This is a genomic window from Pseudomonas sp. PLMAX, from assembly GCF_046042685.1.
In the GTDB taxonomy this organism is placed as follows: Bacteria; Pseudomonadota; Gammaproteobacteria; order Pseudomonadales; family Pseudomonadaceae; genus Aquipseudomonas; species Aquipseudomonas putida_AE.
Genome location: NZ_CP064949.1, coordinates 6,454,928 through 6,468,418 on the forward strand (window position 1 = coordinate 6,454,928; position 13,491 = coordinate 6,468,418).

At 63.0% G+C, this 13,491-nt stretch carries 13 protein-coding genes; 6 read left to right on the plus strand and 7 right to left on the minus strand.

The window, feature by feature from the left end; genetic code table 11:
• Nucleotides 1-58 precede the first annotated feature (58 nt).
• Nucleotides 59-1,300, plus strand: coding sequence for a TIGR03862 family flavoprotein (locus DKB71_RS29425; RefSeq protein WP_408599033.1), 1,242 nt, complete (start codon nt 59-61; stop codon nt 1,298-1,300).
• A 117-nt stretch (nt 1,301-1,417) separates the two neighbouring features.
• Here DKB71_RS29425 and DKB71_RS29430 read toward each other — a convergent pair whose 3' ends face one another.
• Both DKB71_RS29430 and yedA read right to left on the minus strand, forming a co-directional pair.
• Complete coding sequence (locus tag DKB71_RS29430) at nt 1,418-2,758, minus strand: DEAD/DEAH box helicase (RefSeq protein ID WP_323626400.1); 1,341 nt, start codon at nt 2,756-2,758, stop codon at nt 1,418-1,420.
• A 65-nt stretch (nt 2,759-2,823) separates the two neighbouring features.
• Nucleotides 2,824-3,753 (minus strand): drug/metabolite exporter YedA, encoded by a 930-nt coding sequence (gene yedA / locus DKB71_RS29435; RefSeq protein ID WP_323608324.1) that lies wholly within the window; start codon nt 3,751-3,753, stop codon nt 2,824-2,826.
• 164 nt (nt 3,754-3,917) lie between these two features.
• Here yedA and DKB71_RS29440 point away from each other — a divergent pair, with 164 nt between their 5' ends.
• Entirely contained in the window at nt 3,918-4,373 is a 456-nt protein-coding gene (locus DKB71_RS29440; RefSeq protein WP_323626399.1) for an Lrp/AsnC family transcriptional regulator, read from the plus strand.
• 121 nt (nt 4,374-4,494) lie between these two features.
• Here DKB71_RS29440 and DKB71_RS29445 read toward each other — a convergent pair whose 3' ends face one another.
• The 3 genes from DKB71_RS29445 to DKB71_RS29455 form a co-directional block, all read right to left on the minus strand.
• A complete protein-coding gene (locus DKB71_RS29445; RefSeq protein ID WP_323626398.1) occupies nt 4,495-5,106 on the minus strand; it encodes a 3'-5' exonuclease in 612 nt (203 codons plus the stop codon).
• Nucleotides 5,107-5,128: 22 nt separating this feature from the next.
• Nucleotides 5,129-5,608, minus strand: coding sequence for an NYN domain-containing protein (locus tag DKB71_RS29450; RefSeq protein ID WP_007946629.1), 480 nt, complete (start codon nt 5,606-5,608; stop codon nt 5,129-5,131).
• A gap of 128 nt (nt 5,609-5,736) precedes the next feature.
• Entirely contained in the window at nt 5,737-6,498 is a 762-nt protein-coding gene (locus tag DKB71_RS29455; protein ID WP_408599037.1) for a DUF2076 domain-containing protein, read from the minus strand.
• Between the two features lie 178 nt (nt 6,499-6,676).
• Here DKB71_RS29455 and DKB71_RS29460 point away from each other — a divergent pair, with 178 nt between their 5' ends.
• Together DKB71_RS29460 and DKB71_RS29465 are read left to right on the plus strand one after the other, a co-directional pair.
• Complete coding sequence (locus tag DKB71_RS29460; RefSeq protein WP_274074481.1) at nt 6,677-7,351, plus strand: YciC family protein; 675 nt, start codon at nt 6,677-6,679, stop codon at nt 7,349-7,351.
• A gap of 66 nt (nt 7,352-7,417) precedes the next feature.
• Complete coding sequence (locus DKB71_RS29465) at nt 7,418-8,506, plus strand: endonuclease/exonuclease/phosphatase family protein (protein WP_408599039.1); 1,089 nt, start codon at nt 7,418-7,420, stop codon at nt 8,504-8,506.
• A gap of 9 nt (nt 8,507-8,515) precedes the next feature.
• On the opposite strand, the gene hrpB is transcribed toward DKB71_RS29465, so the two are convergent.
• Complete coding sequence (gene hrpB / locus DKB71_RS29470; protein WP_408599041.1) at nt 8,516-11,035, minus strand: ATP-dependent helicase HrpB; 2,520 nt, start codon at nt 11,033-11,035, stop codon at nt 8,516-8,518.
• A 109-nt stretch (nt 11,036-11,144) separates the two neighbouring features.
• On the opposite strand from hrpB, the gene DKB71_RS29475 reads away from it, so the two are divergent.
• On the plus strand, nt 11,145-11,564 hold the full coding sequence (locus DKB71_RS29475; protein ID WP_274074478.1) for a polyribonucleotide nucleotidyltransferase: 420 nt from the start codon (nt 11,145-11,147) through the stop codon (nt 11,562-11,564).
• Between the two features lie 29 nt (nt 11,565-11,593).
• Nucleotides 11,594-12,502 carry a cation diffusion facilitator family transporter gene (locus tag DKB71_RS29480; protein ID WP_408599044.1) on the plus strand — a complete coding sequence of 303 codons (909 nt, stop codon included), beginning with the start codon at nt 11,594-11,596 and terminating at the stop codon, nt 12,500-12,502.
• Here the strand turns inward: DKB71_RS29480 and DKB71_RS29485 are convergent.
• Entirely contained in the window at nt 12,484-13,422 is a 939-nt protein-coding gene (locus DKB71_RS29485) for a DUF6515 family protein (protein ID WP_408599046.1), read from the minus strand. The genes DKB71_RS29480 and DKB71_RS29485 overlap by 19 nt on opposite strands.
• Between the last annotated feature and the right edge of the window lie 69 nt (nt 13,423-13,491).

Here is a 13,491-nt window from a genome sequence, read left to right on the forward strand (position 1 = left end):
TACAAGGGATGGGGCTGATAGAATGCCCGCCCTCTTCCGCAGAACCGCAGCGCACGCCATGACCCAGCACTCCGCCTCCTCCCCTTCATCTGTCGCCATCATCGGCGGCGGCCCCGCCGGTCTGATGGCGGCTGAAGTCTTGAGCCAGGTCGGGATCAAGGTCGACCTGTACGACGGCATGCCTTCAGTGGGGCGAAAATTCCTCCTGGCCGGCGTTGGCGGCATGAACATCACCCACTCCGAGGCCTACCCGGCGTTCCTTTCGCGTTACGCCGAACGGGCACCGCAGATTGCTCCGCTGTTGCGCGCCTTCGGTGCCGATGCGTTATGCCAGTGGATACATGGCCTGGGCATCGACACCTTTGTCGGCAGTTCCGGGCGGGTCTTTCCCACCGACATGAAGGCCGCGCCCCTGCTGCGCGCCTGGCTCAAGCGCCTGCGCGACAGTGGCGTGGTTATCCACACCCGCCATCGATGGCTCGGCTGGAATGCCGATGGCAGCCTGAAAGTGTCGAGCCCCGAAGGTGAAAAAACCTTAACGCCTGATGCAACGTTGCTGGCCCTCGGCGGCGGCAGTTGGTCACGCCTGGGTTCGGACGGCGCGTGGATGCTGCCACTGGAGCAACAGGGTGTAGGACTCGCGCCGCTGCAACCGAGTAATTGCGGTTTCGAGGTGCAGGCCTGGAGCGATTTGATGATCAGCAAATTCGCCGGCGCACCGCTGAAAAACATCGCCATCGGCCTCAACGACGACGTGCCGCGGCTCGGTGAATGTGTGATTACCGCCACGGGGATTGAAGGCAGCTTGATCTACGCCTTGTCGGCACCGATCCGTGAAGCCATCAACCAGTACGGTTCGGCGACCGTTCATCTCGATCTCCTGCCCGGACGACCTGTGGATAAAGTCCAGGCTGCCTTGAGCAAGCCACGGGGATCACGCTCGATGGCCAAGCATCTGCATAGCCAGTTGGGTATCGATGGGGTGAAAGCGGCACTGTTGCGAGAGCTGACATCTGCCGACACCTTTACCGACATGGCATTGCTGGCCAAGGCGATCAAGGCGTTGCCGATGACACTGGTGAAAACCCGACCGCTGGATGAGGCCATCAGCAGTGCCGGCGGTGTGTTGTTCGAGGCGATGGATGAGCGGTTGATGCTCAAGCAAATGCCTGGGGTGTTTTGCGCCGGGGAAATGCTCGATTGGGAAGCGCCAACGGGTGGCTATCTGCTGACCGCGTGTTTCGCCAGTGGGCGTGCAGCGGGGTTGGGGATGGTGGAGTGGTTGCGGCGCAAGGGCTGAAGACCGCGGCGCGCCCTTCGCGAGCAAGCCCGCTCCCACAGGGAATTTGTGAACAACACAGATCCAGTGTGGGAGCGGGCTTGCTCGCGAAGGCGGCTTAACAGACGCCGCAATTAATCAAGGTTTGCGCTTACGCGGCCCAGTGTTGAACACCGGCACTTTGCGCACAGGTTTTATCGAAGGCTCCGCCGGCGCAACCTCTCCGCTGTCCACCCACTTGCCCAGATTGCGTTTACCACCGCCACCACCCGAAGCCTTGGGCTTCTTCGGTTTCTTCGGCTTCTTGACCACCTGGCCGCTGGCATCGGTGTCCGGCACGCGATGCTCAGGCTCGAAGTCCGGCTCGTTCTGACGCTTGAGCGTCTGGCGGGTCAACATCTCGATGGCCGACAGCAGATTCACTTCATCGGCGCACACCAGGGAAATCGCCTCGCCGGTCGCCCCCGCGCGCCCGGTACGACCGATGCGGTGGATGTAATCCTCGGCCACGATCGGCAAGTCGAAGTTGACCACCAGTGGCAAGTCTTCAATATCCAGGCCCCGGGCCGCGACGTCGGTGGCAACGAGGATCTGCACTTCGCTGAGCTTGAAGCGGTCCAGCGCGCGCTGACGGGTCGCCTGGGGCTTGTCACCGTGAATGCCGTCGGCGTTGATGCCCAGGCCCTGGAGTTTTTCCACCAGCGCGTCCACGCCGTTGCGGGTCTTGGCGAACACCAGTACCTGCTTCCACTTGCCCTTGCGCATCAGGTGCACGAACAGCTCCGGCTTGCGCTTCTTGTCCACCGTCACGATCCACTGCTTGACCGTATTGGCGGCGACGTTGCGCGGGCTGACTTCGATGCTCAGCGGATCATTGAGCATTTGCCCGGCCAGCAGGCGGATGTCGTCAGAGAAGGTGGCGGAGAACAGCAGGGTCTGGCGCTTCTTCGGCAACGCCTTGTAGATATTCGCCAGTTCCTCGGAGAAACCCAGGTCGAGCATGCGATCGGCTTCGTCCAGCACCAGGGTTTGCAGCTGATTGAACTTCAGTGCGTTCTGGCGGAACAGGTCGAGCAGACGGCCCGGGGTCGCCACCAGCAGGTCGACGCCGCTACGCAGCTTCATCATTTGCGGGTTGATGCTGACACCGCCGTACACCGCGTAGGTGCGCAGCGGCAGGTTCTCGGCATATTGGCGCACCGCTTCGTGAACCTGCTCGGCCAGCTCCCGGGTCGGCACCAGGATCAGCGCACGCACCGAGTTGGCGGCGACTTTCGGCCCTTCCATCGCCAGCAACTGCAGGAGCGGCAAGGCAAACCCGGCAGTCTTGCCGGTGCCGGTCTGGGCGGCGGCCATCAGGTCGCGACCGGCCAGCACCGCCGGTATGGCTTGCGCCTGAACCGGCGTCGGAGTCTGGTAGCCGAGCGTCTCAAGGGAGCGCAGCAAGGGTTCGATCAGGCCAAGGGTGGCGAAAGTCATGGGAGTACCGTAGGAAAATTCAGCGCGATTGTGCAGAAGGAGTGTGCAATGCCGCGCAGTTTACCCTAATTCACACGGGATTCTGTCGGCACTGCCTTGACCACTGGCCGTTCCGGTGTACGGCGCCATTGCGGCAGGCCAATCAGCACCACGGCACTGATGATCACCAACATGGCCAGCGCTTCCTCGATGCCGATGGTTTCGCCGACAAACACGATCCCCAGTAACACGGCCACCGCCGGGTTGACGTAGGCATAACTGGTGGCCGCCGCCGGACGCACATGCTTGAGCAGATACATGTAGGCATTGAAGGCAATGATCGAACCGAACACGGTCAGGTACGCCAGCGCCGCCCAGCCCTCGATGGGCGGCATCTGCTCCAGGTGTTCACCGCTCACGGCGCTACCGATCAGCAACACCACGCCGCCCACCAGCATTTCCACGGCGCTGGCCATGGCGCCTTGAGGCAACGGCAAGTGTTTGCTCCACACCGAGCCGAACGCCCAGGTGGCCGCGGCAAAGATCAGCAACGCCGCACCCAGCGGACTCGATTGCAGGTTGGAGCCCAGGTTGAGCATGGCAATGCCGATCATGCCGAGCGCAATCCCGGCCCATTCGAGACGGGTATTACGCGCGCCCCAGAAATATCCACAGAGCAAGGTGAACAGCGGCACCGTCGCCACGGCCAGCGCGGCGACACCGGACGCCACGCCCGTGTGTTCAGCCAGGCTAACCCCGCCGTTACCGCAAGCCAGCAGCAACACACCGATGATCCCGGCGGCTTTCCATTGCGCCCAGGTCGGGGCCGGCGCTCCGCGCCAGCGCAGGAAGGCATACATCAGCGTCCCGGCGATCACGAAGCGAATCCCCGCCAACAGCAACGGCGGCCAGTACTCCACACCGATGCGGATCACCAGGTAGGTCGAGCCCCAAATCACGTACAACGCGAAAAAGGCAGCGATTAACGGCAAGGGAAAACGACGTAGACCAGGCATGGGGGGCAGCTCACAGGCAGGACAAGTGAACAGCTATTTTAGAAAGGCTGACACGGGAAAATAAGTTACAAAACCTGTTTAAAGCATCAGTACACTTTTCAAAACACGGAGTTCAGCGCTATAAACCGTGTTTTCGAAAGTCCGTTATTTTCAGGAGTTCGACCGTGGACAAATATGACCGCATGCTGCTCAGCGCCCTGCTGGAAAATGGTCGCGCGTCCTATGCCGACCTGGCGCGCAAGGTCAACCTCTCCGCCCCGGCCGTGGCCGAACGCGTGGCCAAACTCGAATCCAGCGGCGTGATCACCGGCTACCAGGCGAAAGTCGACATGGCCAAGCTCGGGCTGCCGATCCAGTGCGTGATCGAATTGCGCCTGAACCAGCATGGCAACCAGAAGGCCTACGACGACCTGATCAAGATCCCGCAGCTGACTGAGTGCCACCGGGTGACCGGCGACCCGTGCGTGATCATGCAGGCGGCGGTGGCTTCGATGCCGGAGCTGGAGGAGTTGATCAACCGGATTGCCACGTTTGGTTTCAGCAAGACGTCGATTGTGCTGTCGAGTGCCATCGAAAAGCGTGTGCCGTTGGGGCATATCGAAAGGAATGGAACGGCATGATGCGGCGCAATCCCTGTGGGAGCGGGCTTGCTCGCGAAAGCGGTGTGTCATTCAACATTGATCTCGACTGAACTGACGCTTTCGCGAGCAAGCCCGCTCCCACAAGGGATTGGCGGTGCTTTCAGAACCCGCGATAACGCTTGAGATGCTCACCCACTTTCGCTGCCGGCACTTTCTGCAACTTGCACAGCAGATCATGGGACAGCTCACTCAGCCCATGCTTTTGCCGCAACTCCCCGGCCAGATGCGTCAGCAGGTTGGCCGCCATCTCGGCATCGGCCATGGCCCGGTGAGCCTTGCCGGTGTGGGGCAGGTTGGCGAAGGTGGTGAGGGTGCCGAGTTTGTGGTTCGGTGCCGCAGGCATCAGGCGACGCGCCAGCAGGAGCGAGCAGGCAAAGTTCTGCAAGCGCGTGCGTTTGATTCGCCCCAGCTCGAAGTCCCAGAACTTCTGGTCGAATGCCGCGTTGTGCGCCAGCAGTGGCGTGGTGCCGACAAACTCGTTGACCTCGTTCATCACCTGCTCCGCCGCAGGCGCAGTGCGCAACATGGCATTGCTGATACCGGTCAGTTGTTCGATGAAGCCCGGGACGCGCACGCCGGCGTTCATCAGGCTCTGGTAACGCTCGACGATGCGCCCTTGCTCGAGGATCACCACGGCAATTTCCGTGGCCCGGCAGCTGCTGCTCGGAGAGATCCCGGTGGTTTCAAAGTCGATGACTGCTATGCGTTCCAAACCTGTTTCAACTCCGTAAAAATCAATTCTTGAGCAGCAACGCGCCTTCGATCGGCACATAGCGGCTGGCGGCGCGGATCAGCGAGTTGGCCGTGAGGCCCGGCACCCCGTAGGCCACCGCTTGCACCCCGTGTTTGCTGATGATGCGCTCCAGCAGCATGTCGAAATCACCGTCGCCGGAGGCCAGCACCACTTCATCGACATGATCGGCCGCGTCCATGATGTCGAGGGTGATGCCCACGTCCCAGTCGCCCTTGGCCGAGCCGTCGCTGCGCTGGATATAGGGCTTGAGCTTCACGGTGAAACCGAGGTTGCGCAGGATCTGCTGGAACTGCTGCTGCTTGCTGTCGCCACGATCGATCGCGTAGGCGTAGGCCTCGACGATCTCGCCCTGCTTGCTGATGTCAGCCCACAACGCGGCATAGTTGAAGTGGCAACCATAAGCCTGGCGCACGGTGTAGTAGAGGTTCTGGACATCGGCGAACACTGCGATTTTTTTCACCGGACACCTCATTAACGCGCAGGCAGGATCAGGCACCAGGCCCGAAAAGTCGCCCAGTATGCCAGCCAAGAGGTGAGTTTCGCGAATAATCGCCCCGGAGCGCCGTAGCGCCCCGGACGAATGGCGTATCAGACGAAGGAGTCGTCGTCGCCGAAGAACGATGAGCTGTCATCGCTGTAGTCGGCGTCGGCAAAACCGCCCTGGTCGTTGCCGTAGGTATCATTGCCGGCCGTGCGCTGGTCATCGCCCCAGCCAGTGTTGCCCTGGTCGTTGACCTGGGCCGGTTCTTCCTTGATGACTTCGACGACTTCCTGCGCTGGCTGGTTGTGGTGGAACAGGCTGCTGATACCTTGTGCCAGCATCACGCCACCCGCCACACCAGCCGCTGTTTTCAGCGCACCGCCGAGAAAGCCGCTGCCCGCCGCCGGGGCCTGTTGCTGGGGTGCATAGCCCTGCTGTGGAGCAGCACCGAAGTTCTGCGGCGGCTGTGCGTTGAACGACGGACGCGCCGGCTCACGCCAGCCGCCGCCACTGGTTGCCGCCGGTTGCGCAGGCGCAGACTGCGGATCACGGCTGCCGCCACCAAAGATGCTCGACAAAAAGCCACCGCTGCTCGGCGCCGGAGCGGATGTTTGCGCCTTGGCCTGTTGCAGTTCGGCCTGCAATTGCTGGATTTGCGCCGTCAGTTGTTTGTTCTGTCCGTCGAGGCTCTTGATCGCCGCCTCTTGCACCAGGATCGCCTGGGTCATGAAATAACCTGCCGCCGGTTGGCGCACCAGGTGTTCCTTGATCCGCGCCTCGGCCTGGGCGTCGCGCGGGGCTGAGTCCGCCTCGGCCTGTTGCAGCCGGGAAAACAGTCCATCGATCAGGGTTTGTTCTTCGCTGTTCATGGCGACCTCGTAGATTGCCGGGAAAATCGTTGCCTTTACCCTCAAAGGATAAGGTGCCCGACCTTAATGGAGGCTGAAACAAGTTGTTTCAATGACCTTTACCGAACGTTTACGTTTGCGCCCTCCCGCGTTTCATCGGTTAAAGTGGGCCACTGCTTTCAACCAGCGATACCAACTGATGAATCCGTTCGATGTACTGCGTGACTCCTTGTATTTCTTCAAACGCAATCTGCGCCAGATCGTGCAGCTGTGCCTGCCGTTGGTGATCATCGAGGCCCTGTTGCAACAAGTGGTCGACCGCTCCACCGAGCCGGACAGTTTTCCGGGCATCAGTGTGATCGTCGGCTTGCTGGTCTATCCGCTGTACACCGCCGCCCTGATCCTGTTCCTCGACGCCCGCAGCCGTGGCGAATCGCCAAGCAATCGCGAGCTGCTGTCGAGGTCCGCTTATCTGTGGCCGCGTTTCGCCCTGCTGACCGCCCTGAACACCCTGCTGATCCTGCTCGGCCTGTCGCTGTACTTCCTGCCGGGCATCTGGCTGATGGTGACCCTGGCCTTCGGCGAGTACCTGCTGGTGCTGCGCGGCCTGGCGCCCTTGCAGGCCATGAAGGAAAGCCTGCGCCTGACACGCGGCCATTTCATGCGCATCCTGGTGTGCATCCTGTGTGTGATGGGGCCCTTGTGGTTGCTCAAGGGCGCCACATTGGCGGCGTACCCCGAGCCGCAGAACCCGGTGATCTCGCTGCTGATCGACAGCGCCCACAGCTTCCTGCAGCTGTTCACCAGCGTGGTGCTGTTCCGCCTGTTCATGCTGATCAGCGAGGTGCCGGAAAAAATCGATGGGCCACGTTGACCGTGGGCGACCGCCCGTCAGTCGGGTATGCTCGGGGTCAACTTCCGTAACGCGATAAGCCGAGCCATGACCCGACTGCTGCGCTACACCTTGCTGGGATTGTTGATCGTCATCGGCTTGACCGGCGTGGCGGTCTACAGCCTGACCTGGCGCCCCGAGGCCAGGGAAACAGCGCCAGTCAGCTGCACCCAGGCGCCCACCCTCGCACCAACCCTGGCACCGGGCCAGGCACTGAAGGTCATGACCTGGAACGTCCAGTACCTGGCGGGCAAGCGTTACGTGTTCTGGAATGACCTGGCCGCCGGCACCGACGACTCCCCCACGCTGGAAGACATGGCCTTCAGTCTCGATGAAGTGGCGCGCGTGATTCGTGACGAGCAACCGGACGTCGTGCTGCTGCAGGAGCTCGATGACGGTGCCAAGGCCAGCGCCTACCAGAACCAGCTCAAACTGCTGCAGGAACGGCTCGCCGACCTGTACCCCTGCAGTGCCCAGGCCTTCGACTGGAAGGCTGACTTCGTGCCCAACCCGCACATTTTCGGCAGCGTCGGCCGGCAACTGGCGACCCTGAGCCGCTATCGGATCGAGCACGCCGAGCGCCTGCAATTGCCGATCACTTCGGCCAATCCGATCAGCCGCCAGTTCCAACCGAAAAACGCCTTGCTGGTGACGTACCTACCCTTGAGCGACGGTGGCCAGCTCGCGGTCCTCAACACCCATCTGGACCGTGCGAGCCAACCTGACGAGACGCTGCAGGCACAGGTCGCGGCCGTGGCCAAGGTGCTGGACAAGTTCGAAAGCCGCGGCACGCCCTGGCTGATCGGTGGCGACTTCAACCTGCTGCCGCTGGGGCAATACCAGCGCCTGCCCGGCGAACAGCGCACCCCCTACTCCGCCGACAGCGCCCTGCATCTGTTGTGGGACAAGTACCCGATGATTCCCACCAACAACGAATCCGGCGGGATCGACCGCGCGCGCTGGCTGACCCATTACCCGAACGATGCAGGCTTGAACGGCCCGGACCGGACCGTCGACTATCTGTTCTACAGCCCGCGGATCAAACGGGTCGAGGCGATGGTCCGGCAGGACGACACCCTGCGCATCTCCGATCACCTGCCGGTGATTGCGCGGTTCCTGCTGCCCGCCGCGCCGTAGCGTGCCGCGTCATTGCTTGCGCGGCTTGATCCGTGCCGTGGCTTCGGCCACCAGCGGGTCGTCCGGCCAGTAATGTTTCGGGTAGCGTCCCTTCAAGTCTTTTTTCACCTCGGCGTAGGTGCTGCGCCAGAAGTTCGCGAGGTCCTGGGTCACCTGCACCGGCCGCCGCGCCGGGGACAGCAAATGCAGCTTGACCACTTGCCGGCCACCGGCGATGCGCGGGGTTTCGGCCAGGCCGAACAATTCCTGCAAGCGCACCGCCAGGATCGGCGGCTGTTCGCTGTAGTCCAGACGAATCGATGAACCCGATGGCACGCTCAAGTGGTGGGGCGCCAGCTCGTCCAGCCGTTGCGGCATTGGCCATGGCAACAGGTTGTGAACGATGCTCGAGAGGTCGAGATTGGCGAAATGACTGAGCCGCGAGACTTTGCCCAGATACGGCATCAGCCAGTGCTCAAGGTTGTTCAGCAGCGCAGCGTCGCTGACATCCGGCCAATCGCTTTCGCCCTTGCCGCCCAGGTCAAGCTGGCGCAACAACGCCACTCGAGCCTGCCACTGGCGCAACTCCGGGGTCCACGGCAACAGCTCCAGGCCTTTGCGCCGCACCAGATTCACCAATGCCTGGCTGCGGGCGCTTTCATCGAGGCCGGTGAGCGGTTCGCGGCTGAGAATGAGCTCACCAACCTTGCGTTGGCGCTCGGCCCGCAGCACGCCTTCGCGCTCATCCCAGTCCAGTTGATCGACGCAACGCACCTGTTCGGCCAGTACCGAGTCGAACAACGCCGGATCGAAATCCGCCGCCAGATAGATCCGCTCTTCACGCTGGCCCTGGCGGCTGCCGAGGTCGGCGATTACCAGCCACGGCTGCTTCATCAGGCTGTCGGCTTCGGCAAACAGCGCCGCACGACCGTTGGCCAGGCGATACTCGGCACCGCCGGCACGGCGTTGCTGGGCGACGCGGTCGGGATAGGCCAAGGCCAGTAACGCCCCGAGCCAGCGCGGATGGTCGAGGTCGCTGACCGGCTCCGACGCCTTGCCGCGCAGATAACCGCGATACTGCCGCGCCAGTTGCCGGGCGCGTTGTACGCCACCCTGGGTACCCCGGGAGGCGCGCTGTTCGCCGGACAGCAAGGCCAAGCGGCTGTGCAAATCGGCGCCAGCGCCACGCAAGATGTCGCGCTCGCCAAGCAATGCCGCGACATCGCACGCCATGTCGGCCAGGCCGAGCGCCTGTCCTCGCAATAACAAGTGCGCGATGCGCGGGTGCGCCGGCAGTTCGGCCATGGCCTGACCGTGACGGGTCAGCGCGTCGCCATCCAACGCGCCCAGACGAACCAGCAAGTCCTGAGCCTGTGCATAAGCGGCGGTCGGTGGCACATCGAGCCAAACCAGCTGCCCCGGCGTCACGCCCCAACGCGCCAGCTGCAGCGCCAGCCCGGCGAGATCCGCCGAGAGTATTTCCGCACTGCCATAAGCCGCCAATTGTTCGTGCTGATCCTGGGACCACAAGCGGTAGCACACCCCCGGTTCCAGTCGCCCTGCCCGGCCCGCACGCTGGGTCGCGCTGGCCTTGGAAATACGCTGGGTGTCGAGGCGGGTCATGCCGCTGCCGGGGTCGAAACGCGGGACCCGCGCCAACCCGGCATCGATCACTACGCGTACGCCGTCGATGGTCAGGCTGGTCTCGGCGATGTTGGTGGCCAGCACCACTTTGCGTTGGCCTGGCGGCGCCGGATCGATCGCCGCCCGTTGCGCGGCGAGGTCCAGTTCGCCGTGCAGCGGGCAGAGCAGGACCTGAGGGTTATCGCCCAGCGCATCGGCGAGTTGTTGATGCACGCGACGGATCTCGGCCTGTCCCGGCAGGAACACCAGCACGCTGCCGCTTTCATCGTTCAAGGCTTCGAGGATGGTCTGCACCAGCCGTGGTTCGATGAATTCACCGGCCTGGAACGGCCGGCCCCAGCGCATCGCGACCGGGTACATGCGGCCTTCGCTGCGCAGGATTGGCGCGTCGTCCAGCAACCCGGCCAGCCGCTCGCCTTCCAGGGTGGCCGACATCAAGAGGATTTTGAGCGGCTGATCGTCGCGGAACAGTTCGCGGCCATTGAGGCTCAGGGCCAGCGCCAGATCGGCGTCGAGGCTGCGCTCGTGGAACTCGTCGAAGATCAAAAGGCCCACGCCCTCCAGCGCCGGATCGTCCTGCAGACGCCGGGTGAGAATGCCTTCGGTGACCACTTCGATGCGGGTGTTGGGGCCGACCTTGCTGTCGAGCCGAATGCGATAACCCACGGTTTCGCCGACCTTCTCGCCCAGTTCACTGGCCAGGCGCTCCGCCGCTGCCCGCGCGGCCAGACGGCGCGGTTCAAGCATCAGGACGGTCTGCCCGGCCAGCCATGGCTCGTTGAGCAAGGCCAGCGGCACACGGGTGGTCTTACCGGCGCCGGGCGGTGCTTCGAGCACGGCTTCGTGGCGTGTCGCCAGGGCTTCACGCAGGGCGGGTAAAACTTCATCAATCGGCAAAGAAATCATGCTGGCTCCCAAACAGAGGCGCGAGTATAACGGCGAACTGCCCAGTGTTCGTTGCGGTCCTAATTCATATCGACGACGCTTCGTTTTGAAATTACCCAGGAGATTTCATATGCGTGTTCCCTTTCGCCTGATCGGCGGCGTTCTGGTCGCGACCCTGCTGACCCAACTGACTGCCTGCGGTTCGATCTTCTATCCGGATCGCCGTGGCCAGATCGATGGCAAGATCGACCCGGCCATTGCCGTGCTCGATGCCGTGGGCCTGCTGTTCTACATCATCCCCGGCCTGATCGCGTTTGCCGTGGACTTCGCCACGGGTGCGATCTACTTCGAACCGGGCAAGACGGCCCAGGTCGATCCGGAAAAACTCAAGGACGCCATTGGCGCGGACGGCAAGGTCGATAACCTCAAGTTGCAGTCTATTCTGCAGCGTGAACTGGGCCGCAGCTTGCCGCTGGACGATCCACGCCTGATCCAGTCCAAGGGCAGCGCCCAGCAACTGGCCATGTTCGGCCTGCAACCCGCCGCGTAATCGGGGCACGACAAGGAACATCCGCACCCATGATCTCCAGCGACGAACATGCCCGCCTGCTGCGGCTGGCGACCCGTGCCTCGATGGCGGTGGCCTGCACGCTGATCGTCGCCAAAGCCATCGCCTGGTGGCTGAGCGGGTCGGTGAGCATGCTCGCCGGGTTGACCGACTCGGCACTCGACGGCGTAACCTCGCTGCTCAACTTGCTGGCCGTGCACTACGCCTTGCGCCCGGCCGATGACGACCATCGTTACGGACATGGCAAGGCCGAGTCGCTGGCCGGCATGGCCCAGGCGCTGTTCATTGGCGGCAGTGCGGTGTTGATTGCGCTACAGGCTGTGGACCGGCTCAAGCATCCGGAACCGGTGGGTGCACCGTGGATCAGCATCGGCGTGATCGTGTTTTCGCTGGGCCTGACCCTGGCGCTGCTGATGGTGCAGCATCGGGTGGTCAAGGCCACCGGCTCCAACGCAGTGCGCGCCGACTCCCTGCATTACCGTTCGGACATGCTGCTCAATGGCAGCATCCTGGTGGCGCTGGTGCTCGCCGGGTTTGGCTGGCATCGGGTCGACCCCTGGTTCGGCCTGGGGATTGCCGCGTACATCCTCTGGAGCGCGATCACGATTGCCAGGGAAAGTTTTGCCGTGTTGATGGACGAAGAGCTGCCGCCGGATGTCAGCCAGCACATGCTGGAACTGGCCTGCAGTGTGCCGGGGGTGTTGGGTGCCCATGATTTGCGGACAAGGATTTCCGGCAACCAATGGTTTGTGCAATTGCACCTGGAGTTGCCGGGGGAGCTGACCCTGTCAGTTGCCCACGGCATCAGCGATCAGGCCGCCGATGCAATTCATGCCGCCTACCCGCGGGCCGAAGTGCTGGTGCACGCCGATCCGCAGGAAGTCGTCAAGGCCGCCAGGGCTCAGAACGTCACCCGATAACCGCGACTGCTCAGGCATCCGCCCTGGGCCTGGCGGTAGGTCTGCACCACCGTCGGGTCCGGTTGATAAGTATCGACCCGCGGGTCAAAACCACTCTGCTCGACCGCCCAGCGGTAGCAATCGTAGCCATCCTGGTTGACCTGCTCCGGTGACTGGCCGCTGGCCGGATAGGCCTCCACGTCGTAGCCATTGCCACTCGCCAACGGTTGGCCGGGCGGCTCGACCACCACGTAATCCTGAGTGCTTTGCTGATAGGCGTAATAGGACCCCGCCGCCAGGAACAGCAACGATCCACCGATCCAGACTTCACGGGCGTAATCGGGCAGATACTGGATGCGAATCCCGCGCGGCGGCTGCACCACCACATAACGCGGACCTTGCGGGCGATACCAGTAGCCGCCGGAGTAGTAGTAATCCCGGCCCCCATAGGGCACTCGGTAGTCGCGGTCGGGGAAGCGGTCGATCACGTGCCCCGGACGATATTGCGGGCCGGGGCCCCATCCATTGCCGTGGCCACTGGGGCGACCCTGCCAATGGTTACTGTCATTGGACGGTGCGCCTATGTAGCCATTCCAGTGCTGGTTGGGATCGTTGCGCCGCGGCTCGTCCTGATAGTAACCACGCCGCGGCGGCTGAGTCTGTTGTACCGTGTCCGGTCGAGGCTGGATGGGCAGGTCGTTGGCCGGCAGTTGCGGCGGTGGCGGCGGCGAGCGCACCCGGCTGTTGTAATCCGGCGCTGGACGGTTTTGCCCTTGGCCGTTGTTGTGCGGATTTTGATTCTGTCCGTTGTCCTGATGCCCACCGCCCCCGTGTTGTCCACCCTCGGGGCCGCGGTTCTGCAGCTGATCGGCCAACGATTGCGCGCTGACACTGACACATAACAAACCAACACCGGCCAAACGCCAGATGCGCGATCTCATGCTTTTCCTCAATGCGGGTCAGGGCCTGTACGTAAGACTGGAAATGCACAGGCCGGTTCTGCAACAGGT